Source organism: Actinoallomurus acanthiterrae, from assembly GCF_054775715.1.
In genome coordinates, this window is record NZ_BAAHCO010000001.1 from 3,170,094 (window position 1) to 3,183,988 (window position 13,895).

Genomic DNA, 13,895 nt, shown 5'->3' on the forward strand with positions numbered 1-13,895 from the left:
GGACTCCTTGGTGATCGGCACGGGGCGCGCTCACACGAGGCGACGACGTGGGAGGGGACCACAAACGGTCACTCCGCAGGTAGGTGCATATGTGGCCAGGGAGCCCCTTGCTCTCCCCTGTGAATATGAGTTCCCATTTCTCAATGCGGTGACGTAAAGCGATGGTATGGTCGCGGACTGTGAAGGTCGTGGTGCAGGTGAAACTCATGCCGACGCCCGTGCAGGCGGCGGCGCTGAAACACACTCTGCGCACGGTCAACGAAGCCGCATGCTGGGTATCCGATGTGGCCTTCGAGTGCGGCGTGCCCCGTGAGTACGAACTGCGTAAGCACACCTACGCTCAGCTGAAGGAGCGTGGTCTGGGTTCGCAGGTCGCCCAGCATGTGATCAAGAAGGTTCGGGACGCCTACACCAGCCTGCACGCCAATCTGCGGGCAGGGAACCTGGGCAAGAAGGGCTCCAAACGCTGGGCGCAGGCCATGTCCAAGGCGATCACATTCCGGCCGCAGGCCGCGCACCCGTTCGATGATCGCTGTCTCAGCTGGCAGTACGACGCGCAGACCGTTTCGATCTGGACGATGGCGGGCCGGTTGAAGGACGTGCGTTTCGCCTGCTCACCGAACGCGCTGAAACAGCTGATCACCCACCGCAAGGGCGAAAGCGATCTGGTCGAACGCGGTGGCGTGTTCTACCTGATCGCCACGTGCGAGGTGCCCGAAGCCGACCTCCGCGAGCCGGGGGCCTTCGTCGGGGTGGATCTGGGCATCGTCAACATCGCCACCACCTCCACCGGTTACCGGGCCGCCGGACGCAAGCTGAACCGCTACCGCAGACGGCAAGTGGCGCTGCGGGCGAAGTTGCAGAAGAAGGGCACCAAGTCCGCCAAACGCCTGTTGGCCAAGCAGCGCCGTAAGGAATCGCGGCGGGCCAAGGACATCAACCACCGCATCTCCAGGACGATCGTGACCGAGGCTGAACGCACCGGACGCGGCATCTCCCTCGAACAGCTGACGGGGATCCGTGAACGGGTACGGCTCCGCAAGCCCCAACGGGTCGCCCTGCACACCTGGGCCTTCGCCCAGCTCGCAGACTTCATCGTCTACAAGGCACGCCGGGCCGGTGTGCCTGTCGTGTTCGTCGATCCGGCATGGTCCTCCAGGCAGTGCGCCGAGTGCGGGCACATCGACCGGCTCAACCGGGTCTCTCAAGCATTGTTCACCTGCCGGGGCTGCGGCGTCGTTGCGCACGCGGACCGGAACGCTTCCCGCGTGCTGGCCCGACGGGGCCGGGAGGCGTGGGATGCGGGGCGGAAGTCACACGTCCCGACCACCAGCCCACAAAAGCTGATGGCCAAGACGCGGCAGACCACCTCACAGCCAGTGAGGATCTAGCCGCAAGCTCGGTCCTTCAAGACCGAGAAGCTGACGTCCTGGACCAGCCACGGGAAGAGGTTCGAGGTGAACTCGATCTCCGGCACGACGACGTGCGCGCCGGTCGGCAGCGACGCGGCCACCGGGGCCAGCTGCTGGGACACGGCGGCGCCCACGGCGATGTCGTCGGCTTGGGCGCCGACCAGCCGGGTGAACTCCTCGCGGGCCCGTCCGGTCGAGACGTCCCAGGAGCTCCACGGCTCGTCGCCGCACTGCCATTCGCCGAGGACCCGCCGGACCGCCTCCAGGGTGGTACGGGGCGGCAGCCCGTAACTCGCCGTGTTGAGGTACCCCGGCGTGGGCTCCCACAGATGTACGGCCTCGTGTAGTTCAACCCGACTCAGTGTGCCGCGCCGCGCTCGAGGTGCCACACGGAGTGCCGGGGAGATCTCGTCCATCACGGTGAGTCCGGCGTCTCGGCCCCGGGCTGTTCGGAGTCAGGGCAGGAAGATGGCGAACTCGCCGAGCTGCGGGGTCAGCGTCTGCGGCAATCGGGCGAGGGCGGACAGTTCCTCGACGGAGTCGAAGCCGCCGCACCGCTCCCGGACGCTGACGACGCGGCCGACCAGCTCGGGCGTCATCCCCGGCAGCGACGCCAGCACCTGTGCCGGCACGTGATTGACGTCGACCAGCCCGCCGTCGTCAAAGCGGCGGGGCAGGTCCGGCCGCCCGATCCGCAGCTCCCAGGCCATGGCGGGGTCCGCGGCGGCCTTCCGCGCCTGACGCCGGACGTTCCTGCGCTGCTCCGCGTCGTCGATCGCGTCCTGGAACGTCGCCGTCGACGGCGAGGCGAAGACCTGGGACCGGACGAGGAACGCGTGGATCGTCCCCCCGAGCCACGCGAACAGGAACACGACGGTGAAGACCGAGTCTCCGACGGCCGAGTCCTCCGGCGTCCCCGCGCTCATCAGCATCACGACGAACAGGGCGAGGTACATCGCCGCGGTGATCCAGTACGTCGCCGTCCGCCGGCGGACCGCCGCGTAGCCGAACACCACGGGAATGGCCAGCCCGAGCGTGAGGAAGGGCAGCAGCGCCCAGATGATACCGACACCGGTCCGTACGCGCCTGTCCATGGTGTGTCCCCTTCACCCCGCCCAGACGGCTTTCTTGGTTGGACGACGGCGGAGGGCTCCGAGATCACGCGTTCTGTGAAGTCGTCCATCGACTTTGCGCCCGGAATGCGGTGATCGGTGTACGTCGGTGCCGCACAGGGTTTTCCACAGGCGGGGGCGAGGGGTGTCGGCGGAGCGGGTCGGCACGGGAGGCTCGTGGTCATGAGACCGAACACACTGCGGCTCCGGTCGCCCGCCGACGTCGTCGCCGCCATCCCCTATCTCGTCGGCTTCCACCCCACCGACAGCGTGGTCGTGCTGTGCTGCGGCGGCGTGGACGGCACATACGCGATCCGGCTCGACTTAACGGCCTCGGACGCGCTCCTCGACCACGTCACCGACCTCATCAGGCGTCGCCGGCCCGCCGAGGTCATCCTCGCCGGCTACGGTCCGGGCGCCCGGGTCACGCCCGTCGTCGAGCGGGTCGGCGACCGCCTGGCCCGCGACGGCGTACGGCTTCGCGAGGTGATGCGTGTCGAGGACGACCGCTACTGGTCCTACCTGTGCACCGACCCGGCGTGCTGTCCGCCGGAGGGCACGTTCGTCGACGTGCGCGGCAGCGCGGTGGCCGCGGCGGCCATCGCCGGCGGCCTGGTCGCCCTACCGGGCCGCGACGAGCTGGCGCGGATGATCGCGCCGGTCGGCGGTGAGGCGATGCGCCAGGCGACCCTGCAGGCCGAGCACCGCCTGGCCTCCTGGGCCGAAGCCGCCGCGACCGAGGCCGCCCGGAACAGGACGCGCACCGCCGCCCAGGACCACGGAGGCAGTGAGGGCAACGCCGCCCACGCCCCCGGATCCGCGGGTTCGGCGGAAGGCGGAGGTGAAGCGGGTCTGGCCAGGGTCGGCCCGGGGCCCGCAGGTCCCGTCGCTTCAGGATCTGCAGGCCGCGTCGGCCCGGGGCCCGCGGCCTCGGCCGCATCGGGAGCCGGGGGCCAGGCCGGAGCCGGAGGCCAGGCGGGTGCGGGGGCAGGTGGGGGAGGACTGTCGCGGCGTGTGGCCCAGGAGGGGGTGCGGCTTGTACGGCTCCTCATCGAGCGTGCGCGGGCGGGCGGCGCTCCGCCGAGCGATGCGGAGGTCGCCTGGCTGGGCGTGCTCCTGGTCAACCTCCGGGTGCGCGACGAGGCGTGGGTCCGCATCGACGACGGTGAGATCGGCGCCCACATCGGGCTCTGGCGTGACGTCGTACGCCGGGTGGCCGAGCCGTACCTCGCAGGGCCGGCCTGTCTGCTGGCGTTCGCCGCCTGGCGGGCGGGGGAGGGCGCGCTGGCCAACCTCGCGCTGGACCGGGCACTGACCGCCGACCCGCACTACTCGATGGCGCGACTGCTGCACGAGTTGTTCGTCAGCGGCCTCCCGCCCTGGTCCGTGCCGCTCGACATCACCCCGGAGCAACTCGACGAGGCGAGCTGACCGGCCCGAACCCCCGTCATCGCCACCGGCACGCCGCACCGGGACTTCGGCGGAGGCGTCGCGGACCTCGCCCGTGGGCGGATCCGGTGAGCGGCATGCGGCGGGCCTGGAGGCCGGACGCCGATGGGCGTCCGGTCCGGGCGGCTCGGCCGGATGTAGCCAGGCCATGGCCTGGCGCGCGACCAAGAGAGGTGATCACCGATGCTCGCTGGTGGGAGCGGTCCGACCGTGCGGCGCTACCGGGCGGATGCGGCCGGGATCGGCGCGGTGCTGGAGGAACTGCGGGGCTATCTGCGCCTGCGCTGCCCGCCGGACTGAGTAGGCCTGACGCCGGCGAGCAGCAGGACACTCCGTCAGCGGGCGGGGGTGAGCTCGGCGAGCAGTCCGCGGACTCGCCGGTCGATCTCATCGCGGATCGGGCGCACCTGCTCGACGAGCTTGCCGGCCGGGTCCTCCAACTCCCAGTCCAGGTAGCGCTTGCCGGGGAAGACCGGGCAGACATCCCCGCAGCCCATGGTGATGACCACGTCGGCACCCTGGACGGCTTCGCCGGTCAGTGGTTTGGGGAACTCCTTGGACAGGTCGATGTCGAGTTCGTCCATCACGGCGACCACGGCCGGGTTGATCTCATCGGCGGGTGCGGATCCGGCGGACCGGACCCGTACCTTTCCCTGGGCATGGTGGTCGAGCAGGGCCGCGGCCATCTGTGAGCGTCCGGCGTTGTGGACGCAGACGAACAGGACCTCCGGGACGTGGGTCACGCTTACTCCTTGGGCGTGGGCGGCTGTGGTGAGCCGTTCTGTTGCGATTCTCAGGGCCAGGCCCAGCAGGTGGTCCTTAGTCATGGTCGTCTCCAGCCGGGGGCAGGACGGGCGCCAGCCGGTCGATCCGGCCGGCGATGTCGGTGAACGCGGTCTCGAATGCCGTGTCGGTGTCGCGGGCGGCCGGGTCGGGCACCGACCAGTGCAGCCGTCGCCCTGGGCGGACCGCTAGGTCGGCGAGTTGCTCATGGGCGTTGTCGCAGACCGCGATGACCAGGTCGTCGACGCTCACGACCTGGTCGGCGTGGCGGGGCTTGACCTGCTCGAGGGCCAGGTCGTGGCGGCGGGCGATCCGGACTGCGCGCGGGTGGATCCGTTCGGCGGGCCTGGTGCCGGCCGAGGCGGCCGGGACCGTGCTGCGGCGGGCCCACATCGCGGCGGCGAACTGCGAGCGCGCGGAGTTGTGGGTGCACACGAACACCACCCGGGGCACCTCGCGCAGCGGCGGCGGCGTCAGACCGGTCAAGGCGTCGGGCACCAGCCGCAGGTAGGTGCGGCGCCGATCACCCTCCGAGCGGGTCCGCGCGATGATCCCGGCCTGCTGGAGCACCTTCACGTGATGGGCGACCAGATTCGTGGCCAGCCCCAGCACCTCACCGATCTCCCCGGGCGAGGCGTCGCCGAGGGTGAGTGCGTCCACGATGGCCAGCCGGGCCGGGTCGCCCAGCGCCGCGTGGATGCGCGCCCGACCCTCAAGCGAAGAAAGCTCAGCGTTCATTGAGTCAATATTTGCTGAGCTATGCCGGGAAGTCAACGAGCCGCAAGTCCGTTCGCGCCGACCGGGACGTCGCCGAGCCTGTCGTGCCGCCTACATCGGGAGGCGGATGGCACCACTGAGGGAGCGGCCAGCGAGGCCGCGCCGGCTTCGGGTACTCGCGGCGGCGCGCTGACCGACTGGAGGTCAGCCCCAGGCGGCGGCACCGCCCGGCGGGGCTCCGGGCTCTGGCAGGCGAATGGCATCAGAAGGTTGATGTGGTGTCGGCCTGCGCGGCTCACGCACTCCCGCACCGCCCGGACCGGGCCCCTGGCCGGGCTTCGGGCTGACGGCATCGAGCCGCAGCAACCGCAGCGCTGTCGCCATCCACACCAGCGTGAGGGCGCCGGCGGCCACACCCAGCGGGACCAGCAGCCCCGCCACGCCACCGGTTGCCAGAACAGCCACGATCACCAACCCGATCCCTGTGGTGCGGCGTACAGGCCAGTGGTACGTCACCACCGTGCGGCCCAACCGGACCATCGACCGCGGCCCTTGCCAGGCGGTAGATGGCCGCCGCACGCCCACGTTCCATGTGGCTGCCCCGCGGGGCTTGCAGGATTTCTTCGACACGGCTGCCTCCCGGCACCGGACCTGGCACTGCTGCCCAGCATGAGCCTGCTCCGCATGCCGGGCAAGGCATCGGCCGGGTGAGGGTGTTGTCGATCGCCGCTGACATTGAGGTCCACGCTCGAGGCCTCAAACCCGGCGGCACTCGATCGCCAATGAGCGCGTTTCGTTGTTCCGGCCCGTTGGGCCGTTTCGAAGACGGGCTTACGCGGATGGGAGCCGCTGATCGTCCGCGGCAGGTTCGGCGTGTGGGACGACCACGTCATCGGCGCCCGTGTCGCTCCCGGCCGCCGGGTACAGGACGAGGACGAGGACGGTGCCGATGAGGCCGCCGGCGAGTTGTGCGGCGATGAAGGGTGTGACCGAAGTGGGGGCGATGCCGGCGAAGGTGTCGCTGAAGGCGCGGGCGATGGTGACGGCCGGGTTGGCGAAGGAGGTGGAGGAGGTGAACCAGTACGCGGCGCCGATGTAGGCGCCGACCGCGGCCGGGGCGAGCCGGGCCCGATCCGAGCGGGCCAGCGCGAAGATGAGTGCGACCAGGCCTGCGGTGGCCACCACCTCGCTCAGCCACAGGTGGCCGCTGGAGCGGTCTTTCGACGCGGTAGAGACTGCGGGGAGAGCGAACATCAGATTCGCCAGCACCGCCCCGCCGATCCCTCCGGCGATCTGGGCGGGCACGTAGACCGCCAGGTCGCGGCCGAGCAGGCCTGCCGCGGTCTTGCGGCCGAGCGCCCAGTCGGTGATTGAGACGACCGGGTTGAAGTGGGCGCCGGAGACCGGTCCGAACAACAAGATGAGGACCGTCAGTCCGGCCGCGGTCGCCGCGGCGTTCTCCAGCAGTTCCAGCCCGACATCGTGTGGAGAGAGCTGCGCGGCCATGATCCCCGAGCCGACCACCACCGCCACCAGCAGACCCGTGCCGAGGAACTCGGCAAGCGCCCGCCGCGCCAGCGGCGGCGCGTTCACCGGGCTCCCGCGAGCACCTGGGCCTGCGGACCCAGCAGGGCCGAAAGCCGCGCCAGCACACCCGGATTGATCCAGTAGTACACCCACGTCCCCCGCCGTTCGGAGTCGATCAACCCGGTCTGCTTGAGCACCTTCAGGTGATGGGAGATCGTGGGCGCGGTCAGCTCGAACGCCGCCGTCAGGTCGCACACGCACGCCTCGCCGCCCTCATGGCAGGCGATCAGCGACAGCAACCGCAGCCGCACCGGGTCACCGATCGCCTTGAACAACGGCGCCACCTCCTCGGCCTCGTCGGCGCTCAACGGCTCACACGCCAGCGGCGCGCAGCATGCCCCGGCATCGATTTCTGCGGCGTTGATCAGCGGCAACTCTTGCTTCGACATAGCTCTAATTTGACATCCATCTAGATAGGGATGCAAGCTGAGGCCAACGTGCTGATTAGATGTCCATCGAATCAGGAGGTTCGCCGGTGGCTCACCGACTCCCAACGCCTGCCGCGGCTCACCGGGCGCACCCGCCCGCTCCGTGGAGTGATCACCTTCACCGAGACAACCGGCGAGATATGCGACGCCACCTGCCGCGGCGACGCCAACTTGGAACGAGCTCGCGCGGCCGTCGTCGCGAACAGCCTCGGCTACGGCATCTGACCGGCCCGCTCGTTCGGCATCGTTTTCATTCGAGGAGGAAGTCATGTCCCGTATCCAGCTCGCTCTGCGCGTCGCCGACCTGGAAGGCTCCATCGCCTTCTACTCCAAGCTGTTCGGCGCCGAACCGGCCAAGCGCCGTCCTGGCTACGCCAACTTCGCCATCGCCGAGCCCCCGCTCAAGCTCGTGCTGATCGAGGGCGAGGCCGGCGAGGCCACCCGCTTGGACCACCTCGGCGTCGAGGTCGGGGACACCGCGCAGGTCACCGCCGCGACCGAGCGGCTGAAGGAGGCGGGCCTGGCCACGTTCGAGGAGAACGACACCTCCTGCTGCTACGCCCTCCAAGACAAGGTCTGGGTCCACGGCCCAGGACAGGAGCCCTGGGAGGTGTACATGGTCAAGGCCGACGCCGACACCCTCGGCAAGAGCGCCACCCCCACTGCCGACGGCGACGTTTGCTGCGGTGCCACCGCCTGCTGCACGCCCGATGAACAGGCCGTCGACCCCGCCCAGACTCCGGCCGAGGCCAAAGCCGCCGCCGGATGCGGCTGCACCAACTGATCCACGCAGCCACCGGGTCTCGCCGACGAGGACCGCGTCCCCGCACTGTGACGGGTGTTCGAGGGCGAGCGGGTGGTCGTCGGGGAGCACCACCACCAGAGGGTCGCGCAGCAGTTCGCGGACCGAGAGGTGCGGGGGCGCGGTGACGTCGGCGTCCCAGGTGGCGACGACGGCCATGTCGAGCGCCGGCCGTGACCTCCTCCACGCCGTGCTCGGACAGGAGGTGGTCGACGACGGACAGGTCGGCGTCCGGGTGACGGTGCCGGAGCGCCGTCAGCGCCGGGGGGAGCAGGTGCAGGCCGGCGGCCTGGAACGCGCCGATGCGGAGGCGCAGCGACAGGTGGCCGAGCAGGGCCGCCAGCTCGGCGGACGCCCGGTCCGTCTCCTCGTCGATGACCCGTCCGTGTGCGGCCAGCACCGCTCCCGCCGCCGTCAGCGTCGCTCCTCGCGGGCCCCGCAGGACCAACGGGGCCCCGAAGTCCCGCTCGGCCTTGGCGATCTGCTGGGTGACCGCGGCGGGAGTGAGCACTCTGTGGGCGGCGCGGGACTCCGGCGCGGCCGAGCCCCGCGCGCGGCGGGCGAACCGGTGGGGCGGCTACGTGGCCGGCCTCTCCACCACCCTGGGCAACCCGAAGGCGGGCGTGTTCGCCGTCTCGGTGCTTCCGCGGTTCGTCACCGCGAAGGGCCCGGTGCTCCTTTCCAGCATCGCGCTCGGGGCGGTCTGGGCGCTGGTGAACATCTGCTGGTATCTGCTGTTCACGTGGGGCGTCGACCGAGGGCGGGCCCTGGTCGCCAGACCCGCCGTCCAGCGCCGCCGGCGCATCGTCACCGGCGGCGTGCTGCTCGGTGTCGCGGTGTCGCGGTGGCCGTGGGCGTGTGAGGCCCGGGTCGGGGTGGGGCGGAGCCTGGGTGTGTGAGGCCTGGGTCAGCGTGAGGCGGAGTCTGGGTGCGTAGGGCCCGCGTCAGGGTGAGGCGAAGCCCAGGTGCGTAGGGCGCGGCCCGGGCCAGGGCGAGGCGCAGCCCGGGTGTGTGAGACCGCGGCTTAGAGCGAGGCGGCGCCGCCCTGGCGTTTGCGGCGCTCGTTGAAGTCCCGCATGCGCTGCGGATAGCCGGTGATCTGCACGTCGTACACCGGGAGTCGCAGGTCGCGGGCGACCTTGTGAATGACCTGCGGCGAGCCGACCCGGCGCCGGGTCCATTCGCCGTCGGCGGCGATCGCCACAGCCGTGGTGTCGGTGGCGAACGTCTCCGGCTCGACGTAGAACTCCACGCCTCTGCGGCTGCGGGCGAACGCCATCAGTGACTCGATGTCGGCGTTCGTCGCCTCCCGGTCGAGCATGGTCACCCTGTTCCCCCGCCAGCGGCGAATCCCGAAGCGATCGCCCCACCTCATCGGACGTCCTCCCCAAGGGCCCGTTGCGATCCTCCCGTCCGTCGCCTGTCGGGCTCCGGAGCCGGATCGCGCGATTCGTCACGTCTCTAACGCCGATCCATCGTGCAGGGTTCCAAACGGTGGCACCATGCGTTTGTCGGCATTTGACCGACTCGAGATCACTAAAGCAAATATCGCATTAAGGTGTGCCCTGTCGTGCGTAGATCGCGAATCGGGGGTTCGGTGGGCTTCGTCATTCCGTCGAGGGTCGCCCGCGCGGGTACCCGATCGGCTAGTGGGCGCGTCGCGCTGCGTCGCAAGGGCATCGGCATCGCCGCGACCGTGCTGGGGCTGGGTTGGCTCAGCGGCCTCGGAGCGCACCCCACGGTGGCCTCCTCCGCGCAGGGAGCGCCGACCGGCGCCGCCCGTTCCGCTCCCGCCGGGCCGGACCTCCGGTCGCGGTCCCGCGTCACCGGCGGCCCCGGAGCGGCGGCGCGTCCGGCCGGTGACCTCGCCACACGCCTTCGCGCCCTCTCCTGGCCGCCGCGAGGTTCGTCCCCCGCCGCCGCCCGCCCCAGGGTCGACTGCCACAAGGTCAAGTGCATCGCGCTCACCTTCGACGACGGCCCCGGCCCGTACACCGCCAAGCTGCTCGACATGCTCGCCGCCCGGCACGTCAAGGTCACGTTCTTCCTGATCGGTGGCAACATCCGCGGCCGGGAGGCGATCGTGCGGCGCGAACTCGCCGAGGGCCACGCGATCGGCGACCACAGCTGGTCGCATCCGCAGCTCAGCGCGATGTCCGACGCCGCGGTCAGGTCGCAGCTGGTGCGCACGCTCGGCGAGATCCGCCGCGCCACCGGCGGCGGTACACCGCTGATGCGCCCGCCGTACGGCGCCACGAACCGGCGCGTGGCCGCGGTGACGCGCCACATGGGCATGGCACAGATCCTCTGGAGCGTCGACACGAACGACTGGCTGGACCGGAACTCGGCGATCGTCGCCCACCGGGCCGTCAGCTGGGCCCATCCGGGCGACATCATCCTCATGCACGACATCCACCCAACGACGGTGAACGCCGTGCCAAAGATCCTGGCCGGCCTGGCCCACCGCGGCTTCACGTTCGTGACGGTGCCGGAGCTCTTCGGCGGCCGCGCTCTCAAACCCGGTCAGACGTACTTCGACGGGCCCGTCCCCGAGAAGAAGACCCCGCAGAAGCAGGCGGCGTCCCACCCGAAGGGCCAGGGAGGGACGGCCGCACCGCCCGGCGCGGGCGGCCCCACCCTGCCGCCCGGGTCGCCCGCCACCCCCGCGCCCGGTGCACCGTCCGGCACCGGCACGCCCGGCGGCGCCCGGTCTGGCGAGTGACGGGTCGTACGGCGGCGCCAGGGCCCGCCACGCCCGCGCCGTCCGGCATCGGTACGCCGGGCGTCCCGCCCGACGGCGCCGAGCCCAGAAGGTGACCGGTCGTACGGCGGTGCCCGGGGCTCGCCACGCCCGCGCCGGGTGCGTCGTCCGGCGTCGGCATGCCGGGCAGCGCTCGGTCGGGAGGGTGACGGGTCGTACGGCGGCGCCTGGGCTCGCCACGCCCGCGCCGGGTGCACCGTCCGGTGCCCTTCCGTACTCGGGTTGACCTCAGGGACCGATCAGGGGTCTCCCCGATGGCCTTCGGAACCCGGAGCGGCGCACGATCGAGTCATGACCACCTCCGTACCGCCCGGCGCGTTGCGCGTCTCCGCGACCGAACGTGAGCCGATCGTCGACCGGCTGCAGCAGGCCTTCGCCGAAGGCCGCATCGACAAGGAAGAACTCGACCTACGGCTGCATCTCGCCATGACCGCGCGGACGCGTGCCGACCTGGACGCGGTCCTGGCGGACCTGGCGCCCGTGCCCGCGGGACCCGCGGCGTCCGCCGTGCCGGTGCCGGTCGGTGAGCCGACGGCCGAGCAGCGGGTGCTGGCCGCGCTCGCGCACGTCCTCGGCGGCACGACGCTCTTCCTCGGGCCGCTGGTCATGCTGTGCACGTCCGCCCGCCGTTCGCCGTACGTCCGCGCTCACATCGTGACGGCGCTCAACTTCCAGCTCACGCTGCTGATCCTCACGGTCGTGACGTTCGGCGTCGGGGCGATCGTGTACGCCGTCAGCTGGATCGTGTGCGGGGTGGCCGCGCTGCTCGGGCTCGCGGGAACGCCGTTCCGCTATCCCTTCACGCTTCGGCTGGTGCGCTGACGCCCGACGGGGCGGGATGGTCGGGCTCGAGGGCGGGCAGGCCGTCGATGCTCGCGGCGTTGCGTTCGACGCGCGGCGGCCATTCCTCGGCGGTCCGGCGGCCGTGCTGTTCGTCGAGCAGCGGCCGCTCCCCGGCGAGCTCCATGAAGGGCACCGAGAAGCCGCAGGAGTCGGCGATGCGCTCGACGTCGACCACGATGACCGCCCGCGTGCCGGGGTGTCCGCCGAAGCGGCCGATGAGCGAGGCCCACTCCGGGGCGTCCGGCCGTACGACGCGCCCGGAGCCGTACAGGCGCAGGATCTTGGGCTGCCGGTCGAACGAACAGAACATGATGGTGATCCGGCCGTTGTCGCGCAGGTGCGCGATCGTCTCCGAGCCGCTGCCGTACAGGTCGAGGTAGGCCACCGTCAGGTCGTCCAGGACCGCGAAGGTGTCGCGGTAGCCCTTGGGGGAGACGTTGACGTGGCCGCCGGCCGCCGGGGCGGTCGCCACGAAGAACATCGGCTGCGCCGTGATGAAGGCCCGAAGCCGCTCGTCGATGCGTTCGTAGAGCTTCCCCATGGCACCGTCCCCTCGCGTCCTACACCGTCGTGGAATCCGACACTACGCGCGCCCTGGCTGTAATGACCTGGACGGTGGTGAGAAGATCGACCGGTGACAGGTCACCACAGCGCGGTCGAGAAGCTCCTGGCCTCCTATCGAGCCATCCCCGAGGGCACCCCGGTCCGGCTGGCGAAGCGCACCTCGAACCTGTTCCGGTTCCGCGACGAGATCCAGGCTCCCGGCCTCGACGTGAGCGGCTTCGACAAGGTCCTCAGCGTCGACTCCGAGGCGCAGGTCGCCGACGTGCAGGGCATGACGACGTACGAGGACCTGGTCGACGCGACGCTGCCGTACGGGCTGATGCCGCTGGTCGTGCCGCAGCTGAAGACCATCACCCTGGGCGGCGCGGTCACCGGGCTCGGCATCGAGTCGTCGTCGTTCCACCACGGTCTGCCGCACGAGTCGGTCCTGGAGATGGAGATCCTCACCGGCGCGGGTCAGGTCGTCGTCGCGACTCCGGACAACGAGCACCGTGACCTGTTCTACGCGTTTCCCAACTCGTACGGCACGCTCGGATACACCCTGCGGCTGAAGATCCGGCTGCAGCCCGTCAAGCCGTACGTCGCGCTGTGGCATGTGCGGTTCTCGTCCGCCCGGGAGTGCGCGGAGGCCATCGACGAGCTCGGCCCGCAGGCGGACTTCATCGACGGCACGGTGTTCGGCAAGGACGAGCTGTACCTCACGCTCGGCAGGTTCGCCGACACGGCGGAGCGCGTCTCCGACTACACCGGGCAGGGCATCTACTACCGTTCGATCCGCGACCGCTATGTCACGTCGCGGTGGCTGCGGCCGGACGGTCCGCCGACCGACGTGCTGACCACGCACGACTACCTCTGGCGCTGGGACACCGACTGGTTCTGGTGCTCGCGGGCGTTCGGCGTGCAGAACCCCCTGGTGCGCCGGGCGTGGCCGGCGTCCAAGAAGCGCTCCGACGTCTACCGTCGCCTGGTCGCCCTCGACAAGCGCCTGCAGACGTCGGCGCGGGTCGACCGCTGGCTGGGCCGCCCGCCGCGCGAAGACGTCATCCAGGACATCGAGGTGCCGGTGGAGCGGCTGCCGGACTTCCTGGAGTTCTTCCACCGCGAGATCGGCATGAGCCCGGTGTGGCTCTGCCCGCTGCGGGCACAGGACAAGTGGCCGCTGTACCCCCTGGAGCCCGGTCAGACGTACGTCAACGTGGGCTTCTGGGGAACGGTGCCGCAGAAGCCCGGCCGACTACCCGAACACCACAACCGACTGATCGAGCGCGAGGTCGCCCGCCTCGACGGCCACAAGTCGCTGTACTCGACGGCCTTCTACACCCGCGACGACTTCTGGCGGCATTACGACGGCCCGACATATCAGCGGCTGAAGGAGGAATACGACCCGGAGCGACGGCTGCTGGATCTCTACGACAAAACCGTACGAGGCAGGTGAGC

The 13,895-nt window shown here is 70.7% G+C and carries 17 protein-coding genes and 1 pseudogene; 8 read left to right on the plus strand and 10 right to left on the minus strand.

Going from position 1 to position 13,895, the window contains the following annotated elements:
- Positions 1-179 precede the first annotated feature (179 nt).
- The gene (locus tag ACYVF7_RS15420; RefSeq protein WP_460340162.1) at positions 180-1,391 is read left to right on the plus strand and encodes an RNA-guided endonuclease InsQ/TnpB family protein; all 1,212 of its coding nucleotides are present in this window, start codon (positions 180-182) and stop codon (positions 1,389-1,391) included.
- Here ACYVF7_RS15420 and ACYVF7_RS15425 read toward each other — a convergent pair.
- Positions 1,388-1,828: a hypothetical protein gene (locus ACYVF7_RS15425; protein WP_460340165.1), complete on the minus strand. Its 441-nt coding sequence runs from the start codon at positions 1,826-1,828 to the stop codon at positions 1,388-1,390. The genes ACYVF7_RS15420 and ACYVF7_RS15425 overlap by 4 nt on opposite strands.
- Positions 1,829-1,867: 39 nt before the next feature.
- Entirely contained in the window at positions 1,868-2,506 is a 639-nt protein-coding gene (locus ACYVF7_RS15430; RefSeq protein ID WP_460340168.1) for a ComEA family DNA-binding protein, read from the minus strand.
- A gap of 201 nt (positions 2,507-2,707) precedes the next feature.
- Here ACYVF7_RS15430 and ACYVF7_RS15435 point away from each other — a divergent pair, with 201 nt between their 5' ends.
- Entirely contained in the window at positions 2,708-3,955 is a 1,248-nt protein-coding gene (locus ACYVF7_RS15435) for a DUF4192 domain-containing protein (RefSeq protein ID WP_460340171.1), read from the plus strand.
- A gap of 353 nt (positions 3,956-4,308) precedes the next feature.
- Here the strand turns inward: ACYVF7_RS15435 and ACYVF7_RS15440 are convergent, their stop codons facing one another.
- The 5 genes from ACYVF7_RS15440 to ACYVF7_RS15460 all read right to left on the minus strand — a co-directional run bounded on the left by ACYVF7_RS15440 (position 4,309) and on the right by ACYVF7_RS15460 (position 7,449).
- The gene (locus tag ACYVF7_RS15440) at positions 4,309-4,716 is read right to left on the minus strand and encodes an arsenate reductase ArsC (RefSeq protein WP_460340174.1); all 408 of its coding nucleotides are present in this window, start codon (positions 4,714-4,716) and stop codon (positions 4,309-4,311) included.
- A gap of 76 nt (positions 4,717-4,792) precedes the next feature.
- Positions 4,793-5,494 carry an arsenate reductase/protein-tyrosine-phosphatase family protein gene (locus ACYVF7_RS15445; RefSeq protein ID WP_460340177.1) on the minus strand — a complete coding sequence of 234 codons (702 nt, stop codon included), beginning with the start codon at positions 5,492-5,494 and terminating at the stop codon, positions 4,793-4,795.
- A gap of 183 nt (positions 5,495-5,677) precedes the next feature.
- Positions 5,678-5,938: a hypothetical protein gene (locus ACYVF7_RS15450; protein WP_460340180.1), complete on the minus strand. Its 261-nt coding sequence runs from the start codon at positions 5,936-5,938 to the stop codon at positions 5,678-5,680.
- A gap of 366 nt (positions 5,939-6,304) precedes the next feature.
- A complete protein-coding gene (locus ACYVF7_RS15455) occupies positions 6,305-7,066 on the minus strand; it encodes an aquaporin (RefSeq protein WP_460340183.1) in 762 nt (253 codons plus the stop codon).
- Complete coding sequence (locus ACYVF7_RS15460) at positions 7,063-7,449, minus strand: ArsR/SmtB family transcription factor (RefSeq protein WP_460340186.1); 387 nt, start codon at positions 7,447-7,449, stop codon at positions 7,063-7,065. The genes ACYVF7_RS15455 and ACYVF7_RS15460 overlap by 4 nt, the downstream gene beginning before the upstream one ends.
- A gap of 307 nt (positions 7,450-7,756) precedes the next feature.
- Between ACYVF7_RS15460 and ACYVF7_RS15465 the strand changes: the two genes are divergently transcribed.
- Together ACYVF7_RS15465 and ACYVF7_RS15470 are read left to right on the plus strand one after the other, a co-directional pair.
- Complete coding sequence (locus ACYVF7_RS15465; RefSeq protein WP_460340189.1) at positions 7,757-8,272, plus strand: ArsI/CadI family heavy metal resistance metalloenzyme; 516 nt, start codon at positions 7,757-7,759, stop codon at positions 8,270-8,272.
- A 54-nt stretch (positions 8,273-8,326) separates the two neighbouring features.
- The gene (locus ACYVF7_RS15470) at positions 8,327-8,467 is read left to right on the plus strand and encodes a hypothetical protein (RefSeq protein ID WP_460358627.1); all 141 of its coding nucleotides are present in this window, start codon (positions 8,327-8,329) and stop codon (positions 8,465-8,467) included.
- A gap of 283 nt (positions 8,468-8,750) precedes the next feature.
- Here ACYVF7_RS15470 and ACYVF7_RS15475 read toward each other — a convergent pair.
- A pseudogene (locus ACYVF7_RS15475) lies at positions 8,751-8,801 on the minus strand (hypothetical protein); the annotation flags it as partial.
- On the opposite strand from ACYVF7_RS15475, the gene ACYVF7_RS15480 reads away from it, so the two are divergent.
- A complete protein-coding gene (locus ACYVF7_RS15480) occupies positions 8,794-9,189 on the plus strand; it encodes a LysE family translocator (RefSeq protein ID WP_460340191.1) in 396 nt (131 codons plus the stop codon). The pseudogene ACYVF7_RS15475 and the gene ACYVF7_RS15480 sit on opposite strands and share 8 nt — an antisense overlap.
- Before the next feature lie 125 nt (positions 9,190-9,314).
- Here the strand turns inward: ACYVF7_RS15480 and ACYVF7_RS15485 are convergent, their stop codons facing one another.
- Positions 9,315-9,665 carry a hypothetical protein gene (locus ACYVF7_RS15485; protein WP_433174405.1) on the minus strand — a complete coding sequence of 117 codons (351 nt, stop codon included), beginning with the start codon at positions 9,663-9,665 and terminating at the stop codon, positions 9,315-9,317.
- 195 nt (positions 9,666-9,860) lie between these two features.
- Between ACYVF7_RS15485 and ACYVF7_RS15490 the strand changes: the two genes are divergently transcribed.
- Both ACYVF7_RS15490 and ACYVF7_RS15495 read left to right on the plus strand, forming a co-directional pair.
- A complete protein-coding gene (locus tag ACYVF7_RS15490) occupies positions 9,861-11,012 on the plus strand; it encodes a polysaccharide deacetylase family protein (RefSeq protein ID WP_460340195.1) in 1,152 nt (383 codons plus the stop codon).
- 330 nt (positions 11,013-11,342) lie between these two features.
- Positions 11,343-11,873 carry a DUF1707 domain-containing protein gene (locus ACYVF7_RS15495; protein ID WP_460340198.1) on the plus strand — a complete coding sequence of 177 codons (531 nt, stop codon included), beginning with the start codon at positions 11,343-11,345 and terminating at the stop codon, positions 11,871-11,873.
- Here ACYVF7_RS15495 and ACYVF7_RS15500 read toward each other — a convergent pair.
- Positions 11,851-12,435 (minus strand): pyridoxamine 5'-phosphate oxidase family protein, encoded by a 585-nt coding sequence (locus ACYVF7_RS15500; RefSeq protein ID WP_460340201.1) that lies wholly within the window; start codon positions 12,433-12,435, stop codon positions 11,851-11,853. The genes ACYVF7_RS15495 and ACYVF7_RS15500 overlap by 23 nt on opposite strands.
- A 93-nt stretch (positions 12,436-12,528) precedes the next feature.
- On the opposite strand from ACYVF7_RS15500, the gene ACYVF7_RS15505 reads away from it, so the two are divergent.
- Positions 12,529-13,893 carry an FAD-binding oxidoreductase gene (locus ACYVF7_RS15505; protein WP_460340204.1) on the plus strand — a complete coding sequence of 455 codons (1,365 nt, stop codon included), beginning with the start codon at positions 12,529-12,531 and terminating at the stop codon, positions 13,891-13,893.
- The last annotated feature ends 2 nt before the right edge of the window (positions 13,894-13,895 follow it).

Coding starts and splice junctions, on each gene's coding strand:
- ACYVF7_RS15425 (WP_460340165.1), bottom strand. CDS start 1,828: ATGGACGAGATCTCCCCGGCACTCCGTGTGGCACCTCGAGCGCGGCGC.
- ACYVF7_RS15430 (WP_460340168.1), bottom strand. CDS start 2,506: ATGGACAGGCGCGTACGGACCGGTGTCGGTATCATCTGGGCGCTGCTG.
- ACYVF7_RS15435 (WP_460340171.1), top strand. CDS start 2,708: ATGAGACCGAACACACTGCGGCTCCGGTCGCCCGCCGACGTCGTCGCC.
- ACYVF7_RS15445 (WP_460340177.1), bottom strand. CDS start 5,494: ATGAACGCTGAGCTTTCTTCGCTTGAGGGTCGGGCGCGCATCCACGCG.
- ACYVF7_RS15460 (WP_460340186.1), bottom strand. CDS start 7,449: ATGTCGAAGCAAGAGTTGCCGCTGATCAACGCCGCAGAAATCGATGCC.
- ACYVF7_RS15465 (WP_460340189.1), top strand. CDS start 7,757: ATGTCCCGTATCCAGCTCGCTCTGCGCGTCGCCGACCTGGAAGGCTCC.
- ACYVF7_RS15485 (WP_433174405.1), bottom strand. CDS start 9,665: ATGAGGTGGGGCGATCGCTTCGGGATTCGCCGCTGGCGGGGGAACAGG.
- ACYVF7_RS15495 (WP_460340198.1), top strand. CDS start 11,343: ATGACCACCTCCGTACCGCCCGGCGCGTTGCGCGTCTCCGCGACCGAA.
- ACYVF7_RS15500 (WP_460340201.1), bottom strand. CDS start 12,435: ATGGGGAAGCTCTACGAACGCATCGACGAGCGGCTTCGGGCCTTCATC.